Origin of the sequence: Pseudomonas sp. LPH60 (assembly GCF_030718165.1) — a bacterium.
GTDB classification, from domain to species: Bacteria; Pseudomonadota; Gammaproteobacteria; order Pseudomonadales; family Pseudomonadaceae; genus Aquipseudomonas; species Aquipseudomonas danubii.
In genome coordinates this window covers 835,063-851,338 of the sequence record NZ_JAVAJH010000001.1, presented here as the reverse complement: position 1 = coordinate 851,338, position 16,276 = coordinate 835,063, and the positions used below count along the sequence as shown (strand labels likewise).

22 protein-coding genes are annotated in these 16,276 nt (G+C 63.9%); 10 read left to right on the top strand and 12 right to left on the bottom strand.

The features are described from left to right. Window positions 1-33: 33 nt before the first annotated feature. Window positions 34-381 carry a darcynin family protein gene (locus tag Q8O96_RS03875; RefSeq protein ID WP_240321974.1) on the bottom strand — a complete coding sequence of 116 codons (348 nt, stop codon included), beginning with the start codon at window positions 379-381 and terminating at the stop codon, window positions 34-36. A 93-nt stretch (window positions 382-474) separates the two neighbouring features. Between Q8O96_RS03875 and Q8O96_RS03870 the strand changes: the two genes are divergently transcribed. Continuing rightward, window positions 475-1,095, top strand: a complete 621-nt coding sequence (locus tag Q8O96_RS03870) for a TetR/AcrR family transcriptional regulator (RefSeq protein WP_102864249.1) — start codon at window positions 475-477, stop codon at window positions 1,093-1,095. Between the two features lie 183 nt (window positions 1,096-1,278). Next, window positions 1,279-1,716: a hypothetical protein gene (locus Q8O96_RS03865; RefSeq protein WP_102864582.1), complete on the top strand. Its 438-nt coding sequence runs from the start codon at window positions 1,279-1,281 to the stop codon at window positions 1,714-1,716. 42 nt (window positions 1,717-1,758) lie between these two features. Here Q8O96_RS03865 and Q8O96_RS03860 read toward each other — a convergent pair whose 3' ends face one another. Beyond that, on the bottom strand, window positions 1,759-2,220 hold the full coding sequence (locus tag Q8O96_RS03860; protein ID WP_305948511.1) for an isoprenylcysteine carboxylmethyltransferase family protein: 462 nt from the start codon (window positions 2,218-2,220) through the stop codon (window positions 1,759-1,761). 258 nt (window positions 2,221-2,478) lie between these two features. Between Q8O96_RS03860 and Q8O96_RS03855 the strand changes: the two genes are divergently transcribed. Then, the gene (locus Q8O96_RS03855) at window positions 2,479-2,880 is read left to right on the top strand and encodes a GFA family protein (protein ID WP_305948399.1); all 402 of its coding nucleotides are present in this window, start codon (window positions 2,479-2,481) and stop codon (window positions 2,878-2,880) included. A gap of 15 nt (window positions 2,881-2,895) precedes the next feature. Here Q8O96_RS03855 and Q8O96_RS03850 read toward each other — a convergent pair whose 3' ends face one another. The 5 genes from Q8O96_RS03850 to Q8O96_RS03830 form a co-directional block, all read right to left on the bottom strand. Beyond that, complete coding sequence (locus Q8O96_RS03850) at window positions 2,896-3,519, bottom strand: cell wall hydrolase (protein WP_250330395.1); 624 nt, start codon at window positions 3,517-3,519, stop codon at window positions 2,896-2,898. 222 nt (window positions 3,520-3,741) lie between these two features. Continuing rightward, entirely contained in the window at window positions 3,742-4,437 is a 696-nt protein-coding gene (locus Q8O96_RS03845; RefSeq protein ID WP_102864246.1) for an OmpW family protein, read from the bottom strand. 210 nt (window positions 4,438-4,647) lie between these two features. Further along, window positions 4,648-5,094: an NUDIX hydrolase gene (locus tag Q8O96_RS03840; RefSeq protein WP_305948398.1), complete on the bottom strand. Its 447-nt coding sequence runs from the start codon at window positions 5,092-5,094 to the stop codon at window positions 4,648-4,650. Window positions 5,095-5,151: 57 nt separating this feature from the next. Further along, entirely contained in the window at window positions 5,152-5,781 is a 630-nt protein-coding gene (locus Q8O96_RS03835; protein ID WP_305948397.1) for a DUF4375 domain-containing protein, read from the bottom strand. A 47-nt stretch (window positions 5,782-5,828) separates the two neighbouring features. Beyond that, window positions 5,829-6,617: a hypothetical protein gene (locus tag Q8O96_RS03830; protein ID WP_060838713.1), complete on the bottom strand. Its 789-nt coding sequence runs from the start codon at window positions 6,615-6,617 to the stop codon at window positions 5,829-5,831. Window positions 6,618-6,844: 227 nt separating this feature from the next. Here Q8O96_RS03830 and Q8O96_RS03825 point away from each other — a divergent pair, with 227 nt between their 5' ends. The 3 genes from Q8O96_RS03825 (at window position 6,845) to Q8O96_RS03815 (ending at window position 8,243) form a co-directional block, all read left to right on the top strand. Continuing rightward, complete coding sequence (locus Q8O96_RS03825) at window positions 6,845-7,396, top strand: hypothetical protein (protein ID WP_305948396.1); 552 nt, start codon at window positions 6,845-6,847, stop codon at window positions 7,394-7,396. Window positions 7,397-7,474: 78 nt separating this feature from the next. After that, window positions 7,475-7,804 carry a cyclic-phosphate processing receiver domain-containing protein gene (locus tag Q8O96_RS03820; protein WP_060843215.1) on the top strand — a complete coding sequence of 110 codons (330 nt, stop codon included), beginning with the start codon at window positions 7,475-7,477 and terminating at the stop codon, window positions 7,802-7,804. A gap of 4 nt (window positions 7,805-7,808) precedes the next feature. Next, a complete protein-coding gene (locus tag Q8O96_RS03815; RefSeq protein ID WP_305948395.1) occupies window positions 7,809-8,243 on the top strand; it encodes a hypothetical protein in 435 nt (144 codons plus the stop codon). A gap of 36 nt (window positions 8,244-8,279) precedes the next feature. On the opposite strand, the gene Q8O96_RS03810 is transcribed toward Q8O96_RS03815, so the two are convergent. The 4 genes from Q8O96_RS03810 to Q8O96_RS03795 all read right to left on the bottom strand — a co-directional run bounded on the left by Q8O96_RS03810 (window position 8,280) and on the right by Q8O96_RS03795 (window position 12,790). Then, window positions 8,280-8,855 carry a GNAT family N-acetyltransferase gene (locus Q8O96_RS03810; RefSeq protein WP_305948394.1) on the bottom strand — a complete coding sequence of 192 codons (576 nt, stop codon included), beginning with the start codon at window positions 8,853-8,855 and terminating at the stop codon, window positions 8,280-8,282. Window positions 8,856-8,868: 13 nt separating this feature from the next. Continuing rightward, complete coding sequence (locus Q8O96_RS03805) at window positions 8,869-9,720, bottom strand: EcsC family protein (RefSeq protein ID WP_250330390.1); 852 nt, start codon at window positions 9,718-9,720, stop codon at window positions 8,869-8,871. Between the two features lie 122 nt (window positions 9,721-9,842). Then, window positions 9,843-12,407, bottom strand: a complete 2,565-nt coding sequence (gene valS, locus Q8O96_RS03800) for a valine--tRNA ligase (RefSeq protein ID WP_305948393.1) — start codon at window positions 12,405-12,407, stop codon at window positions 9,843-9,845. Between the two features lie 95 nt (window positions 12,408-12,502). Continuing rightward, on the bottom strand, window positions 12,503-12,790 hold the full coding sequence (locus tag Q8O96_RS03795) for a barstar family protein (protein ID WP_060838708.1): 288 nt from the start codon (window positions 12,788-12,790) through the stop codon (window positions 12,503-12,505). A 139-nt stretch (window positions 12,791-12,929) separates the two neighbouring features. Between Q8O96_RS03795 and Q8O96_RS03790 the strand changes: the two genes are divergently transcribed. Further along, window positions 12,930-13,442: a ClbS/DfsB family four-helix bundle protein gene (locus Q8O96_RS03790; RefSeq protein WP_102864235.1), complete on the top strand. Its 513-nt coding sequence runs from the start codon at window positions 12,930-12,932 to the stop codon at window positions 13,440-13,442. Between the two features lie 159 nt (window positions 13,443-13,601). On the opposite strand, the gene Q8O96_RS03785 is transcribed toward Q8O96_RS03790, so the two are convergent. Then, entirely contained in the window at window positions 13,602-14,477 is an 876-nt protein-coding gene (locus Q8O96_RS03785; RefSeq protein ID WP_305948392.1) for a hypothetical protein, read from the bottom strand. Window positions 14,478-14,677: 200 nt separating this feature from the next. Here Q8O96_RS03785 and Q8O96_RS03780 point away from each other — a divergent pair, with 200 nt between their 5' ends. The 3 genes from Q8O96_RS03780 to arsH are packed head-to-tail and all read left to right on the top strand — an operon-like array spanning window position 14,678 to window position 16,269. Further along, a complete protein-coding gene (locus Q8O96_RS03780; RefSeq protein WP_102864578.1) occupies window positions 14,678-15,022 on the top strand; it encodes a metalloregulator ArsR/SmtB family transcription factor in 345 nt (114 codons plus the stop codon). A gap of 59 nt (window positions 15,023-15,081) precedes the next feature. Next, window positions 15,082-15,552, top strand: a complete 471-nt coding sequence (locus tag Q8O96_RS03775) for an arsenate reductase ArsC (RefSeq protein ID WP_102864233.1) — start codon at window positions 15,082-15,084, stop codon at window positions 15,550-15,552. Between the two features lie 24 nt (window positions 15,553-15,576). After that, a complete protein-coding gene (arsH, locus tag Q8O96_RS03770; RefSeq protein ID WP_102864577.1) occupies window positions 15,577-16,269 on the top strand; it encodes an arsenical resistance protein ArsH in 693 nt (230 codons plus the stop codon). Window positions 16,270-16,276 lie beyond the last annotated feature (7 nt).

Below are 16,276 nucleotides of genomic sequence, written 5' to 3'. Positions count from 1 at the left end.
CGGGAGGGTACCTGATTCAGTGACGCAAACGACTCAGGACGCCAGTAAGGGCTGCTGCTCATAGTTCTTGGCGTAGGCGTTCTCCACGCCGGGAAGGATTTCCACTATCGAGAAGTAGCGGTCCCAGAACGGCGTCTCCCGCAACTCCTCCACCAACAACTCATAGGCATGGTGACTGCTGGCTTCCCACAGCCACAGATCGGTGACCCGCGCCGAGTAGAACTCGATATCGAAGAAGCGCAGCGATACCTCGGCCGAATGCCGTTGCAGAATCGGCTCCATCTGGGTACGCAACAGGCGAAAGCGCTCCTCAACCGGAAACCCCAACCACTCCGGGGTGGTTTTTACCAGCATGAATACGCTGAGCACGGTGACAGACATGGTGTTGACTCCTGACAGACAAAGGGTTGATGAGTGCTGCTTGCCCAAGCAGAATACGAGTCATCACTCACCTTTGAAACTCGCATTGCCGCCATGTCAAAACACCCTGCCAGCCCTCCTCTGACCCCGCGTAAAACCCCGAGCCAGCGCCGTTCGGCGCACACCGTCGAGGCTATTCTGGAAGCGGCTGCTCGCATTCTGGAAACCCAGGGACTCACCGCCTGCTCCACCAACGCCGTGGCGCAACGGGCCGGTGTCAGCATCGGCTCGCTGTATCAGTACTTTCCCAACCGCGATGCCCTGACGGTGGCGCTGATCGAGCGCGAGACCGCGCAGTTGCTCAGCGATGTCCACGACGCGAGCAGTCACGGCAGCGCCCTGGAGCGCATCCGCGCCATGGTCCAGGCCGCAGTGGCCCACCAGTTGCGCCGGCCGGAACTGGCCCGAGTGATCGATTTCGAAGAGCGCCGGCTGCCGCTGCAGGAGCGCCATCAGCGAGTGGCCCAGGTCATTCATCAAACCCTGGTGCAGGCCCTGCAACTGGCCGATGCACCTTGGGTGCTCGATGACGTGGTCACGGTGGCCCACGACCTGTTCGCCCTGACCCACGGCATGATCGATGCCGCAGGTGAGCGAGGTGAAACCGACGCCCCGGACCTGGAGCGCCGGGTCATGCGCGCCATCCGCGGCTACCTGACGCTTGCCGGAGAATGATCGAGCGGCGCGGCGACACACATGACGGCTGACGCATGCAGGCAAACATATGCTGGGTGTCATCGGCCTTGCCCAAGGGCACGCCGCGATGTGGCAGGCCGCTCAACGCCAGAAAAGTACCCGTGCGCCGATCCGGCTGGTATGGTGCGCCCCTTGGAAATACACCGCCCGACCCTGAGGAACCTGACCTTGAGCAGTGAAGCAAAAATGACCGGTGACCTGTTCGAAGTCGACAAGCGCCTGGCCCTCAAGCCCATCGTCGACTTCAACAGCTACCTGCGCGCCGCCTTCGCCGACGGCCCCTGCACCTGTGGCCGCTGCGTCGCCAGCCAGGGTGACGAAACCGGCTATGAATACCAGCACAGCTTCAACTTCGCCGGCCGCGTGGCCCACCGCCGCTTCGCCAGCACCGCTGGCAGCGACGTGCTGCTGGCCCTGAAGAAAGCCTGGCTGTCCTTCACCAAGATCGAGCTTGCAGTGAGCGGCGAGCTGGACCTGGCGACGGTCAAGGACTTCGTCGAGCCCGAACTGCACAAGCTGCTGGTGCCGCTGTTCGTCGCCAGCGGCCTGACTCGCGAAGTGGATGGCCAGTTGCAGATTCAGGCGCAAGTGGCGGCTTGAGACAACCATCACGCCTCTGCCGCGAGCACAGAGGCGTGCGACCTAGAGCCAGCGCCGCACTCGCTGTCGATAGTCGGTAAAATCCGCACCAAACAACCGCCCGAGCGCCCGCTCTTCGGGAGCGATCTGCAAGCGGTTCATGTACAGGACAAAACCCAGGACGCCCAGCAGCACCAGGGGCGAGGCCAGGTACAGCCCCCAGGCCAGCAACCACAGGGCAAAGCCGACATACATCGGGTTGCGGGTGTAGCGGTAGATGCCCGACGTGACCAACGCTGAGGCCGCTTCGGGTTTCAAGGGGTTGACCGTGGTCCGGGCACGCCGGAACGAGATCCCGCCCGCCAGGACGAACAGCAGACCCGCCCCGATCACGGGCAGCGCCAACAACAGGCGTGTGCTCCATGCCAGGTCAAGTCCCGGCAGCCCCAGTGATGCACCGCCCATCAGCCCGCCGAAGACCAGCGCCACCAGCGGGGGCGGAACCTTGTTTTCCAGTGCCTGCAGCATGATTCTTCCCTCGACACGTTGCGCAATAGACGGGCGGCGGATCTCTGACCCCAGAGGTTGCGCGCCACCCGCCACAGCTTACCGTCGCTCAATAATGCGAAAAGAAATTCCTGGGAAGCTGGCACTGCCCACTTGAGCATCAGCGCGCATTTGGACATCCTCCGGGCCTCGACCTGGTTGTCCCCATCCACTCTGCCCCCCCAACTGGACTGGTTCCAGCGCGAATGGCCCTGAAACCTCGGAATCCCTCACAACATGCAAATCCCCCATCAAGGCAGTTGCCTGTGCGGCGCAGTCACTTACCGAGTGTCCGGCGCACTGAAAGCCGTCACCCACTGCCACTGCCGCAAGTGCCAGAAAGGCCATGGCGCGGCCTTTGCCTCCTACGCCAGCACCCCGCGCGCGAATCTGCACGTCAGCGACGCCGGCACAGCCCTCAAGGGCTATGAGTCCTCCCCTGGCGTGCTGCGCCAGTTCTGCTGCCACTGTGGCTCATCACTGTTCTGGCAAGATGTGCGAGGTGAATACGCCGAGTGGATTTCAATCGCCATCGCCACCCTGGATACGCCCTTCACGGCCCCCAAGCAGAAGCACCACTGCGTGGCAATGAAGGCCAGCTGGCACCAGATCTGCGATCAATACCCGCAAGTACCCTGACTGCTCGACCCGCCATTAGCGCGCCGCCAGGTCCTTGGGTTTGTAGAACAGGAAATTGCCGATTTCAGTGGTCTTGATGTAGCTCTTGGCCCACTGGGGTGAAACGCTGCGATCGTGAAAGTACAGGGCGCCGCCGGTGCGGTCCTGGAGCTGCTGATTCAGCGCCTTGCGCGCAATCTCCTTGGCCAGGCTATAGCGCCCCTCCTCTTGCACCTGATCCGGGCGACCATCGCACCACCAGGAGAACTGGCACGGACTTTTTTCCGAGCCCTGCTTGACCACTTCGCACAGGGTAGACGGAAAACCCTCATGGCCCAGACGGTTCAGGACCACATCGGCCACCGCTTCCATATCGGCAGACTCCCCCCCTTTGGCTTCCCAATACAGGGTCCGCGACAGACAGGTGATGGCATCGTCCACCGGTGCCTGTCCGGCGGGATCCACGGCCTGGACTTCCGTCTTGGTGATGGGGGCCGCCTGGGGCTCGGCCTTGGGGCTCTCTTTGTCCGCGACCTTCTGCTCCAGGACCTGGGCCTTGTCCTCGGCGACTTCCTGGACCGCAGGTTGCGGCTCGGCGGCCAGGAGCTGGGCGATGTAGAGCATCAAACCGTAGCAGGTAAGCCTTGCAATGATGTGCATGATCGACTCTTCCAACAAGTCATGGACCCTGGGTCAACGCCAACCCTGAGCCTTCAAGCGACAGAGCCGCGCACCGAGGCCGGCGCATGGGCACGTCGGCGACAAGCGACGGGTCATGAGCGGGCCATATCGAGTCGACCATGGCGCCACAAAAACATTCCCTTGAAAAACGCTGACCGGACCAGGGACGCTGGACCTCGGCGCAGCGCCCCGGCGCAGCACCTAGAACTTGTAGCCCAAGCCCACCATGTACACGAACGGGTCGACATCCACATTGACCTTGGAGCGCACCCCAAGCTGGCTGTTGTTCACATAGGCATCGGTATTGATGTCGATGTAGCGCATCTGTGCGTTGAGCATCAGCCGATCGGTGAGCATGTAGTCCATGCCCACTTGTGCCGCCCAGCCCCAGGAGTTGCCGGCGCGGAAGTTGTCGAAACCGGCGGCTGAAGCCCGGCTGCCGACCTTTTCATCGTAGATCCAGGTGTAGTTGAGCCCCGCCCCGACATAGGGCTGGAACGCCGATTTGCTGTGCATCGGGTAGTACAGCAGGCTCAGGGTCGGTGGCAGGTGCTTGAGGGAACCGAGCTTGCCATCGGCAATGCCGCCAGCGGTGCCACTGAGGCTCACGTTGTGTTCAAAAGGGGTCGCCGCCAGCAGTTCCACCGCCAGGTTATCGGTCAGCATGTAGGCGAAGTTCAGGCCCAATTGGGTATCGCTGCCCAGGCTGGCCTTGCCCCCCAGGCTGGTGCCGGCCAGTGCGCCGCGATCGACCTTGACGCTGGAGCTGCTCTCACGCGGGTCCACCGTCACCGCACCGGCGCGGACAATAATGTCGCCAGCCTCGAAAGCCTGGGCCGTGGAAACGGCCAGGGCAGACAACAGCAGGCTGGTACTCAGAAGGGTCAATTTACGCATGCATCACTCCACTACTCGAACAACGGCCAACCCGCCAGCCGTGATCACGGCGGGCTGTGCCAGGGAGGCTTGAGTATCGAGAAGCAGGTAAACGTGCACATCTGCCGAATGACATAGGCCGAGGCCGATCGGGCACCAGATGCGTTGCGGGGTGTTTCGTGAATCAAGGCCGCGGTCGGGCGCCTGCGGCCAATCGCGGCCGGAGCCCGGTCAGTCCAGCAAGCCGGCGTTCTTCAGCAGTTCGCCCAACCCCTGGGGAACCAGCGGCGTATGCTCGGTGAAACTGGCGCTGCCCTGCCAGCGGGCCACAAAGGGCGCGCCGTCGCTTTCCTGGGCGTCAAGTTGAGCGCGCTGATAGACCGTCGCATCCTCGAAGCAGGCATCGTACACCTGGACGATTTCATGGCCGGGTTTGCCGTCGTACACAAACAGGCTTTCCAGAGTGCCGATCAGCCGCAGGTTGTTGATCGACTGCCCCAGTTCCTCCTGCACTTCACGAACAATGGCCTGGGCGCTGTGCTCACCAAAATCGATCCCACCGCCCAGCGGCCGGAACAGCGTCTGTTGCGTGTCGGCATCAACGAACTGATTGACCAGGATCTTGCCCTGGTGGTGGAAGACACACAGCGCGAGCGCGCGAATACGGGGTTCAGACACGGGATAAAGTCCATTTGCCGGTACGAGGCGCGGCATTAGAACACAGCGCAGCGAGCATCAACCAAGGTAAAAATACTTCACCGCCAACGCCGGCACCTCCTCCATCGCCGACCACAGCTGCTCGTCCAGCTCGCCGCTGATCAACTCATGCTGCTCGTCGCTCAGCAGCTCGGGAAGGTCCCACAACCGCTGCAGTGGCGGGTGATGTTCAAGAGGTCCGAGCAACTGCCGCTGGCGGCTGACCAGCCTGCGGGTGTTGCGCGCACCGATGGCCGCCAGGGTGTCCAGCGCCAGCTCACAGGTCTGCTCGCCCCAGTTGCAGAAGAACTGCAGGAAGCCGCCGTTGTAACCGTCCGCCTCCAGGCGCCAGAGCGCGACGATGGCTTGATCGTCCGTCGGCAACCGGTCGAGCTGCCACTCCACGGCCTGCAAGCGCGCCATGGACTCATTGCACAGGTGCTCCCAGATCCAATCGATGGCCTCGACGTTGACACCCGACTCTCCCAACTGCGGCCAGGACACCCGACGCCCTCGGTGCTCGATCTGAAAGTCCACCCGCTGCTCGGGCGTGGCCTCTTGCAGGAATCGGTAGCGACTCAACGGCTGCCGCAGGTGCAGGCCATCGGCCCAGCCGAGGCAGAGCATTTCGGCGTCGAAGCTGACATGGGTGATGGGGCTGAGGTTCATCGAGCAGATCCTTGCATAAAGAGGGTCAATGGCGCTGGGCCGGCGGATTACTCGCCAGCGGCCACGGGGCGCCGCGGGCCCATGCCGTTGAGCAGCGAGAACAGCACCCCGGCCAGCAGCCCGAGCAGCAGGAACGGAAAGATCCCTCGGTTGAACAAGGGGACCCAGTAGTCCAGCCCCGAGGCCCCCTTCAGTGATCCGGCGAACAATCCCGGGGCCCCGGACAGCAGCCAGATCAACAGGCCACTGAGCCCGCCACCGATTACATGGCGCCAGCCGGTGGCGAGGAAACGGTCCACCAGCCATAGCATCGGCCAGCTAACCAGCATCGAGAGCCACGCGCCGATCAGCGCCCCGAGCGAGAAAACCGCCAGGCTTTGCTCCCCCTTCGGATAGAGCGTCACCGCCACCCCGCCCAGGGTCAGCGCCCCTGACAGCGGCACGGCCAGAACCCGCCACCCTTGCCGCGCCCGCCCATGAAGCGGCACCGACAGTTGCTCGATACCGCGGATCAGCAGGCTGTACAGACCGCCCAGGAGCAACCCGCCGGCCAGCGGCAACAGCAACAACTGCGTCCACGAGGTGCGCACCAGCAAGGTAGCGACCAGACTCAGGATCAGGCCGAGCCACAGGTAGCGCGTCCTGGCTTGCGGCCAGCGCCGGTCCATCCACAGCAACAGGGGAATGCCCAGGACCATGGCAATCACGCTGCCAAACAGAAACCCGGAAAACAGCTGCGTACCATTCCAGCCCTTGATCAGGCCCTTGGTCACGGCATAGACCAGGCCGGCGCATGCCGGCAGTGCAAACAATCGGAGTTCGGCATTGGGCCGCATTGGGGTCCACCTGGGTTGGCAGCGGGTGCCGGATTGAATAATGGAGCGTTTCTACACAACTGCGGCGGACTAATCCACTGCTGGAAAAAACCTGCGCCACCTTGAGCGAGGTAATGGCTTCTTGCGCACTATCGGGTTATACAACGGGTCGAAAATTCATCCGCCCCCTCAACGTAAAGCCCCCAGCGATGCTTTCAGCCCAACAAGCCTGTGCCCTGGTGCTCGCCATGCATGACGGCATGATCAACGATGGAAAGCCCGAGCGTTTTGTCATTCAGTCCTGCGAGCTCTGCCCCCAGGGGGCTTACTGGGTGATCCGCTGCAACAGCGCGGATTATGTGCAGCACGGCGTAGAGTCGAGTTGCTATATCGGCATAAACGCGCATCTGGTCAACGTGCAGACTGGAGTGGTCGATGCCATCGGTAGTGCCACCCACGTGGATGACTACCTGCAAGACAAGTACGATCAGGGCGCTGCGATGGGCAACTTTTATGTACTGACTCCTGCATTCGATCGCCACGACAAAACCGCGATGAGCAATCTGCGACAAAAACTGGCCTGCACCTATCCGCAGGTCATTGCACTGCTGTCAGAACAGAACAAGCCTTGGCTTACAGGCAGCCGCCGAGTCCTGTTGCAGGCTCAACGGCAACTCTGCGACCAAGGCGTGCCCAGCACGATCACCTTGACGCCTGAAACAGCCGGCGCGGTTCCTCTGGACGAACAGTTCTGCCACGCTGCCGCGCTCCTGCTAGCGCTCCGGCGCAGGTTGCAATGAGCAGGCGTTGACCGACGCGATCATGTCATCGCGAACGACGCCGATGCGTGAACTGCATTTGAAAGAGTAAACAGGCCCATGAAAATCTACCTCGACGACGAACGCCAGACCCCGCCCGGCTGGATTCGCACCTACTGGCCGGATGAAGTCATCGCGCTGCTCGAAGCCGGCGGCGTCGAACAGATCAGCCTCGACCACGACCTCGGAGATGACGCGCGCGGCACCGGTTACGACGTGATCCTGTGGATCGAAGAGGCGGTGGCGCTGCAGGGGTTCTGTCCGCCGCAGATTCATATCCACTCGGCCAATGCCTCCGCCGTGGAAAAGATGCGCGCGGGGGTGCAAGCGATCAATCGGCTGGCCCGCGACAACGGATGCCGCCAACCCACCGACAACAGAGGCCACTGAGCCCATGAGCGGCAACCTGTACGGATACATCCACTGCCTTGACCCTTCGCCGGCCGCCGAAGCGCACAATCGCGCGGTTCTGCACAGCCTGCCTGTGACCGGGGCGCAAATCACCAGGGCGCTTTTCAGCCTCCTGCCCCACAGCCGGGGGCATTGCTACTACGGGCATATGCTGCACTTCGCCTGCGCCCCCAAAAGCAGTTATGACTTCGAGGATTCGTGGCTGGCCGAATACGAAGCCCTGCTGGAGCGCTTGTTCTGGGACAGCTCGGAAGTGGTGCATACCTATTGCGGCGAACGTCGGACCTGGGGCTCCAGTAAAACCCAAGGGCTCGCACTACCAACAGGCTTGCAGATCAGCCAGCGGAAGGTCTTTCCCTCCTACCACCACCTGGAGCCCGTCGAGGACAGCGATGTAGCGACGCCGGGGCACCGCTGAAGGTGCCAGCACCGGCTTGATTGTCACGCCACGCAGTTACACAACATGCGCGGCGAGCGGCGCCGGGCTGGACCAATCGGCCCTCAACAAGCCGTACTGCACCAGATCATGATGAGCTCCCAGCCAATACCCCGCCTGGCGGGAAAGCCCTTCGCGGACAAACCCCAGCCGCTCCAGCAACCTGAGGCTCGCCAGGTTCTGCGGGTGCACCTGGGCCTCGATACGGTTCAGCGCCATCTGCTCGAAGCCCCAGCCCACCGCGGCGTGCAACGCCTCGCTCATCAGTCCCTGCCCTTGTGCCGGTTTTGCCAGTTCGAAGCCGATGGCGCAGCTGCGCCACGGGCGGTTCCATTTGAACAGGCCACAGGTGCCCAGCAGGCCGGGATCGGACTGGCGCTCGATGCCCCAGCGAACGCCCGGGTTGGGCAAGCTCCGCCAACCGGCGAACAGTGCCAGCAATTGCTCGGCCTGCCGGTCATCCGTGATGGGGTCGGTGCCGAACCACTGCATGGCCTCGGCATCGCTGTGAATCGCGAACAACGCCGGGACATCGGCCGTGCACAGTTCCCTGAGGATCAGGCGTGGGGTACGGATAACCGGAAAGTCGCTCATATCGACACCCGCCCTAGCCTGCCAAGCGCTTGCCCAGGATGAGCGCATACTCGTCCTTGATCGGCTCAAAGCCGTACTTGTGCTCCAGGCGCTTGACGATGAAGTGCCCGCGGGCCATGTCCTGATAGAAGTCGGTGAACAGCGCATTGATGGTGGCGCCGGTAAAGGCGCCGATCACCGGCACCGCCTGGGCCGCGAACTTGCTGGAAATGGTCACGCCGTAACGGCTGGCGACCTTCTCGATCAACAGCGCCAGCCACTTGCCCACCTGCCCCGGAGACAGCCTGCCGGCCGCCCCGGCGCCTTGCCGGGCGGCAATGGCCGCCAGCTCCTTGGACAATTGCTGCATGGCCTGGGTGGTGAAACTGCGGGTGATGTAATAGCCGGTCTCGGTGGCGTCGTCGGCCTGGCTGTTGCCACCCATGGCAAACACTTCGATGCACGCCTGCTTGGTGGCGAAGTCCTCCAGGTCGAAGCCTTCGCTGCGGGCCACATCGGCCACCGAGCGCATCATGATGGTGGTGGAAATAGGCAGCTCGACGAACAGCGCGGCAAACCCGAAAGCGCCGCCCACCGCACCGGAAGTGGCGGCATAGACTTTGTGCAAGAGCGTCGAGGCCTGTTTTTTCGGGGTGTTCTCCAGGCTCCACAGCGCGGCATCGGCCGAGGTATGCAGCGCAGCCACCACCGCGCCGTTGATCTTTGCGGACACCCAATTGGGCAAGGCCTTGACCGCGCTTTCAATCGGCGAGCCGAGCAGGCCGGACAGGCGCGCGGTCAATGAAGGGGATTCCAGCAGGCTGACCGCCCGCTTCAGGTCCTGATAATCCTCGGGACTGTCTTTGATGCTCACCGGCTTCTCCATGGGCTGCGACCTACTGCGCCCGGGAAGCATAAACCGCTTGCCGCTCAGATCACGACAAGATTCATCCTGCCGGGGCGCCCCCACGCAGCTGACGCTTCATGGGGGCGCCGAGGTGGAGCAGGTCAATCCTGCAACCAGACCCGCACCTGAGGCTGCGCGCCTTCGATGAACACCAGGCTGGCCACCTGCCCCGCCTCGATCAGGTCCTGTCGGGCGCATTGCAGGGACTCCAGCAGCGGCGCGTGCTGCACCAGCTCAACGCGCGCCACTGCGGCCTTCATCGACTGCCGGGCATCGGACTTGGCCTTGCGAATGGCCGCCAGCGTGGCACTGACCGCCTCCAGCAACGGTTCGACATAGTCCTCGGCCACCTGCGCCTCGGGCCACGGAGCCCGGTGCACCGAGCCCGGCTGCCAGCAACGCCAGACCTCCTCACAGACAAAGGGCAGAAACGGCGCGAACAAGCGTTGCAGGACACTCAAGGCCGCCGCCAGGGCGTTGCGCGCCGAGTGGCCCTCGGGGCGATAGGCGCGGCGTTTGACCAGCTCGACATAGTCATCGCAGAACCACCAGAAGAAGCCCTCGATGCCGATCAGCGCGCTGCTGTAGTCGTAGCCCTCCAGCGCTGCCTCGGCGGCGGCGGTGACCGCTCCCAGGCGTTGCAGCATGGCCTGGTCCAGCCTCTGCTCGACCGGCCCCTGCGGGTCGCCTGGCACGCCGAATACCAGCTTCGACAGGTTGAACAGCTTGAGCGCCAGGCGCCGGCCGATCTTCATCTGCTGCTCTTCGAAGGCGGTGTCGCTGCCCGGGCGCCCGAGGGCCGCCCAATAGCGCACGGCATCGCTGCCGTATTGCTCCAGCAAGCCCTGGGGCGTGACCACATTGCCCCGCGACTTGGACATCTTCTTGCGGTCCGGATCGAGGATCCAGCCCGACAGCGCCACATGCTTCCAGGGCACCGCGGCCGCCTCGAAGTGGCTGCGCACCAGGGTCGAAAACAGCCAGGTACGGATGATGTCGTGGCCCTGGGGGCGCAGGTCCATGGGGTAGACGCGCTGAAACAGATCCTCGTCCTCCTCCCAGCCGGCGGCGATCTGCGGGGTCAGGGAACTGGTGGCCCAGGTGTCCATGATGTCGCGCTCGCCGATAAAGCCATGGGGCTGGCCGCGTTGCTCGGGGCGGTAGCCCGCTGGCGTGTCCAGGGTCGGGTCCACCGGCAGTGAGGTTTCGTCCGCCAGGATCGGCCTGGCGTAGTCCGCTACGCCCTGGGCATCCAGGGGATACCAGAACGGAATCGGCACGCCGAACACCCGCTGCCGGCTGATCAGCCAGTCGCCATTGAGGCCGCCGACCCAGTGCTCGTAACGACTGCGCATGAACGGCGGATGCCACTCCAGGGACTGGCCGCGGCCGAGCAGCTGCTGGCGCAGCTCAGCGCTGCGCCCACCGTTGCGCAAGTACCATTGGCGCGTGGCGACAATCTCCAGAGGCTGGTCGCCCTTCTCGAAGAACTTCACCGCGTGACGGATCGGCCGCGGTTCGCCAAGCAAAGCGCCACATTCACGCAACATCGGCAGTATCAACTTGCGGGCCTGGGGCAAACTGCACCCCGCCAGGGCCTCATAGGCCTGACGCGCGCCCGGCGTGCTCAGCCAATCGGGTGGCTGGGCCAGCAGCCGACCGTCCGGCTCGATGATCGAGCGGGTGGGCAACTGCAGCTCGCGCCACCAGAGCACATCGGTCAGATCGCCAAAGGTACAGACCATCGCCAGCCCGCTGCCCTTCTGCGGATCGGCCAGGGCGTGGGCCAGCAACGGCACCTCGACCTCGAACAACGGCGAACGCAGGTATTGGCCGAAGCGTCCCTGGTAACGCGGGTCATCCGGATGCGCCACCAACGCCACGCAGGCCGCGAGCAATTCGGGGCGGGTGGTGGCAATGCATAAATCCTCACCTTCGATGCCCTGGAACCGCAGGTCGTGATACGCCCCTGCCACCTCCCGTTCCTCAAGTTCAGCCTGGGCCACGGCGGTCTGGAAGGTCAGGTCCCACAGGCAGGGCGCCTGCTGGCTGTAGAGCTCGCCGCGCCGGTAGTTGCGCAGCAAGGCGCGCTGGCTGACCCGCTGCGCACGCTCATCGATGGTGGCGTAGGTCAGGCCCCAGTCCACCGACAGGCCCAGTTGCATGAACAAGCGGCGAAAGGCCTGCTCGTCGAGGGCGGTCAAGCAGTGGCACAGCTCGACAAAGTTGCGCCGGCTGACCGGCGCATAGTCGGCACGCCGCTCGGCGACCCGGGCCGGTGGCTGCAACTGCGGCTGGTAAGGCGCCTGGGGATCGCAGCGCACGCCGTAGTAGTTCTCGACCCGGCGCTCGGTGGGCAAGCCGTTGTCGTCCCAGCCCATGGGATAGAACACGGCCTTGCCGCGCATGCGTTGAAAGCGCGCGATGATGTCGGTGTGGGTATAGCTGAACACATGGCCGACGTGCAAGGAGCCCGAGGCCGTGGGTGGCGGTGTGTCGATGGAGTAGACCGCGTCCCGGGTGGCACTGCGATCGAAGGCGTAGGTGCCCTCTTCCAGCCAGCGCTGGGACCAGCGTGTTTCGAGGTGTTCAAGCGAGGGTGTGGCGATGGGGCAAAGCGTTGCGGTTACACGTTTAACGGTGACATAGCATCCTCCTGTTATCACCCGGTGGCGCCGCAAAGGTCGGCGCCGAGGGGAAAATTTATAGAGGATTGCGCGGCATTAGTAAATCGCCCGGGCGCGGCTTTTTGCATTGCGCCTCAATCGAACTGCAGTTGCGCAGCCCATGCCGGGTATTGGGTCTGCAGGCGCCGCAGGCATTGTTCCATCAGCCGCGCATCGTCCGGCAAGCGTCGGGAGAGGCTGTGCCAGCCGCTGATGCGCAACTGCAGCGGCATCTCCACCAGCCCGGAAATGGCATCCCAGAAGGCATCCCAGTTGCAGCCATACCACTGGGGCAAGCCCAAGGCATCGCGCAAGGCCAGGTGCAGCTCACGGGCCGTGACCAGGTCGCGTACATCGATTTCCAGCAACTGCGGGCGAGTCATGTTGCGTGCCTCTGCTCAGGTTCATCGACCGCCAGCATACCCGATGCCGGGGCCCATCCTGGCAGGCGTTGATGCAGCGCAGGCAGCAGCGGCCAATCGCTGGCACACTCCGGGCTTTCGCCGCACAGGAACAACGATCATGGCGATTCCCCAGGACAAGGAACAACTGCTCAAGGCCATCGACAGCCACTTCAATGCCTTGAGCCAGGTGCTGGATCAAGTGCCCCCGGCGCGGGTCGACGAACGCAGCCTGGAAGGCCACGTCAAGGGCACGCAGATCAGTGTCTCCGAGCTGGTGGCCTACCTGCTGGGCTGGAACGAGCGGGTACTGGACTGGCTGGAAAAGGACCTGGCCGGCCTGCCCATGGCCTTTCCGGCTGTCGGCTTCAAGTGGAACCAGCTGGGCCCGCTCGCGCAGAAGTTCTACCGCGACTATGCCGCCATGGCCTACCCGCAAAAGCGCCAACGCCTCGACGCGGCCAAGCAACGAATCGTCAGCCTGATCCGGCAGCGTGACAATGCCGCGCTCTATCAATGCCCCTGGTACGCAAAGTGGACCCTGGGCCGGATGATCCAGCTCAACACCGCCGCGCCCTACGCCAACGCCCGCGGACGCTTGCGCCGCTGGCTCAAGCAGCACAGCGCCCCATGACCGCAGCGGCGCCACCGGGCGCGCTGACTGCGCGCGCCCCTGTGCAACACGGGTTCGACCGTCAGCATCGGCGTCTGCCGCCGGTGCAGTCCCCGGCGGAGCAAAGGCCTGGGCACGCCCCGCGCCGAGGCCCTGCGGCGGCTCATGCCGACGGCGGATTCATGGCTGCCGCACCGCCAGTTCCTGGCTGGTGTACTGCTGGGTCTTGCTGTCGTAGACGTAGGTCAGGTCATCGGCCGCGGCCAGCGAGCGGATTTTACCCGGGCCCTGGAAGGTGGTGCCGCTGACCTTGACCTGCACCTGCGGCAACGGCCCCTGGCCGGCAACAAAATTCAACTCGCCGTCGCTGCCGATACAGGGCATTACCGCGCCCTCGTCACAAGCGGCGGAGTTGTCCTCGCCGGTGCGCACCTGCCCCAGATAGGACCAGACCCAGCCATCGTCTTCCGGCTTCTTGTTCGGGTTGAACAGCAACATCGTGTAGCCCTTGGTCACCACGCCGTCGTCGAACGTGGCGGTGGGCACTGCCAGCAACAGCCGGCCATCGGCGGTGCGGTGCTGCACGGCCTGGCGCTTGCTGTCCACTTCCTCGGGCTTTTCCCGGCCGCCGAAGAAACCGATCTTGCGTTCGATGCTGCGGATGGAATAGGCCGGCGTCTGGCCCGGGTGGGTGAGTTCGAAGGTCGCATCCGCCAGCCGGACCTGGACCTCGGGCGCGGCAAAGTCCTCGCCCTGGCGGGCCGCGCTATCCCGGGTATGCCAGACAAAGGTGGCGTAGTAGTGCTTGCCGTCCAAGTCCAGCTCCTGGCCGTACCAGAAGGTCGCGGTGACGCCGTCCTGGAGTTCCACTTCCTCATCCTGGTCGGGCACCTCGACGTTCTGCATCACCGCCAGCACCGCACCGGGGGGGATCGGTGCGTCCTTGGCCTGGGCCAGCGCTGGCGCTGCCAGGGTGAAGGTGGACAACAGCAGGCCTGCCAGGCCTTTGCCCAAGCAGCCTTGCATGAGCGAACCGGCCTTGATCGTGATTTTCATCGCTTGAACGTCCCTGTGAGCCTGTAGAAAACCGCGGACTGCGTCGGCGGCGTCGTGCATGACGCGACGATCATAAAGGCAGGCTTTCGGCACCGACAAGATGCTGGCAAATGGCAAGTGCGGGCTTTGCTACTCCCGTGGCTTGCATGAAACATATGGATTTCCGTATATTCGATTTTCCATATATTCAAGCCAGCACCATGATGACGCCTGCCGACGTATTCAAGAGTCTTGCCGACGAAACCCGCGCCCGCGCCACCCTGCTGATCGCCAACCAGGGTGAGCTGTGTGTCTGCGAGTTGATGTGCGCCCTCGACGACAGCCAGCCAAAGATCAGCCGTCATCTCGCCCAATTGCGCAGCAGCGGCCTGCTGCTCGACCGGCGCCAGGGGCAATGGGTCTATTACCGCCTCAACCCGCAGCTGCCGGCCTGGGTCGGGGAAATCCTGCAAGTGACCTTCCGGGCCAACAGCGACTGGCTGCGCGACAACGCCTTGCGCCTGCAGCACATGGAGGGACGCCCGGTCCGCGCCGCCTGCTGCTGATAACGCAACCCCGTAAGTCTTGAGCCTTTGACATCCGCCCACAGCGCAAGGAATACCCCATGCGAGTCCTGTTCATGTGCACAGCCAATAGTTGCCGCAGCATCCTCTGCGAAGCCCTGTTCAACCACCTGGCACCCCAGGGTTTCCAGGCCCTGAGTTCCGGCAGTTTTCCCAGGGGCCAGGTGCTGCCCCGCAGCCTGGCCACCCTGGAGCAGGCCGGTATCGCCACCGCCGGCCTGTACAGCAAGGGCAACGACGCCTTCGCCGACAACCCGCCCGACATCGTGATTACCGTCTGCGACAAGGCGGCGGGCGAGGCCTGCCCGGTGTACTTCGGCCCCGCACTCAAGGCCCACTGGAACCTGGAAGATCCCTCCGACGTCCGGGGTGACGAAGCCTGCGTCGACGCCGCCTTCCGCGCCACCCTGGCGCACATCGAGCTACGTTGCCGGGCCTTCCTGGGCCTGCCTTTCAACCACCTCAACCGTGAGCAACTGCAGCACGAGTTGAACCGTATCGGCACACTCTGAGCCGGAGGCTACATGTCAGAACACCTGTCAGAACACCTGCCCAACCTCGACCTCTCCCTGCTCGATGGCAAGCACGCCAGGCCCGAGCACAAACCGCGCATCCTGCTGCTGTACGGCTCGACCCGGGAGCGCTCGTTCAGCCGCCTGCTGGTCGAAGAAGCCGCGCGCCTGCTGCAGCACTTGGGTGCCGAAACCCGGATCTTCGATCCGTCCGGATTGCCCCTGCCCGACGACGCTCCCGTGGACCATCCCAAGGTTCAACAACTGCGGGACCTGGTGCAATGGTCCGAAGGTCAGGTCTGGTGCTCGCCGGAACGCCACGGCGCGATGTCGGCGGTGTTCAAGGCACAGATCGACTGGATTCCCCTGGAGCTCGGTGCCGTGCGCCCGACCCAGGGCAAGACCCTGGCGGTGATGCAAGTGTGCGGCGGCTCGCAGTCGTTCAACGTGGTCAATCAGCTGCGGGTGCTGGGCCGCTGGATGCGCATGTTCACCATCCCCAATCAATCCTCGGTGCCGAAGGCCTACCTGGAATTTGACGAGTCGGGGCGGATGAAACCCTCGGCCTACTACGACCGAGTCGTCGACGTGATGGAAGAGCTGGTGAAGTTCACCCTTGTGCTACGGGACCAGCAAGCGTTCCTGGTGGATCGCTACTCGGAGCGCAAGGAAAGCGCCGAGCAACTCATGGCCCGGGTCAACCAGCGTTCGATCTGAGAGCACG

Coding starts and splice junctions, on each gene's coding strand:
- Q8O96_RS03875 (WP_240321974.1), bottom strand. CDS start 381: ATGTCTGTCACCGTGCTCAGCGTATTCATGCTGGTAAAAACCACCCCG.
- Q8O96_RS03870 (WP_102864249.1), top strand. CDS start 475: ATGTCAAAACACCCTGCCAGCCCTCCTCTGACCCCGCGTAAAACCCCG.
- Q8O96_RS03855 (WP_305948399.1), top strand. CDS start 2,479: ATGCAAATCCCCCATCAAGGCAGTTGCCTGTGCGGCGCAGTCACTTAC.
- Q8O96_RS03850 (WP_250330395.1), bottom strand. CDS start 3,519: ATGCACATCATTGCAAGGCTTACCTGCTACGGTTTGATGCTCTACATC.
- Q8O96_RS03845 (WP_102864246.1), bottom strand. CDS start 4,437: ATGCGTAAATTGACCCTTCTGAGTACCAGCCTGCTGTTGTCTGCCCTG.
- Q8O96_RS03835 (WP_305948397.1), bottom strand. CDS start 5,781: ATGAACCTCAGCCCCATCACCCATGTCAGCTTCGACGCCGAAATGCTC.
- Q8O96_RS03830 (WP_060838713.1), bottom strand. CDS start 6,617: ATGCGGCCCAATGCCGAACTCCGATTGTTTGCACTGCCGGCATGCGCC.
- Q8O96_RS03825 (WP_305948396.1), top strand. CDS start 6,845: ATGCATGACGGCATGATCAACGATGGAAAGCCCGAGCGTTTTGTCATT.
- Q8O96_RS03820 (WP_060843215.1), top strand. CDS start 7,475: ATGAAAATCTACCTCGACGACGAACGCCAGACCCCGCCCGGCTGGATT.
- Q8O96_RS03815 (WP_305948395.1), top strand. CDS start 7,809: ATGAGCGGCAACCTGTACGGATACATCCACTGCCTTGACCCTTCGCCG.
- Q8O96_RS03810 (WP_305948394.1), bottom strand. CDS start 8,855: ATGAGCGACTTTCCGGTTATCCGTACCCCACGCCTGATCCTCAGGGAA.
- Q8O96_RS03805 (WP_250330390.1), bottom strand. CDS start 9,720: ATGGAGAAGCCGGTGAGCATCAAAGACAGTCCCGAGGATTATCAGGAC.
- Q8O96_RS03795 (WP_060838708.1), bottom strand. CDS start 12,790: ATGACTCGCCCGCAGTTGCTGGAAATCGATGTACGCGACCTGGTCACG.
- Q8O96_RS03790 (WP_102864235.1), top strand. CDS start 12,930: ATGGCGATTCCCCAGGACAAGGAACAACTGCTCAAGGCCATCGACAGC.
- Q8O96_RS03785 (WP_305948392.1), bottom strand. CDS start 14,477: ATGAAAATCACGATCAAGGCCGGTTCGCTCATGCAAGGCTGCTTGGGC.
- Q8O96_RS03780 (WP_102864578.1), top strand. CDS start 14,678: ATGATGACGCCTGCCGACGTATTCAAGAGTCTTGCCGACGAAACCCGC.
- Q8O96_RS03775 (WP_102864233.1), top strand. CDS start 15,082: ATGCGAGTCCTGTTCATGTGCACAGCCAATAGTTGCCGCAGCATCCTC.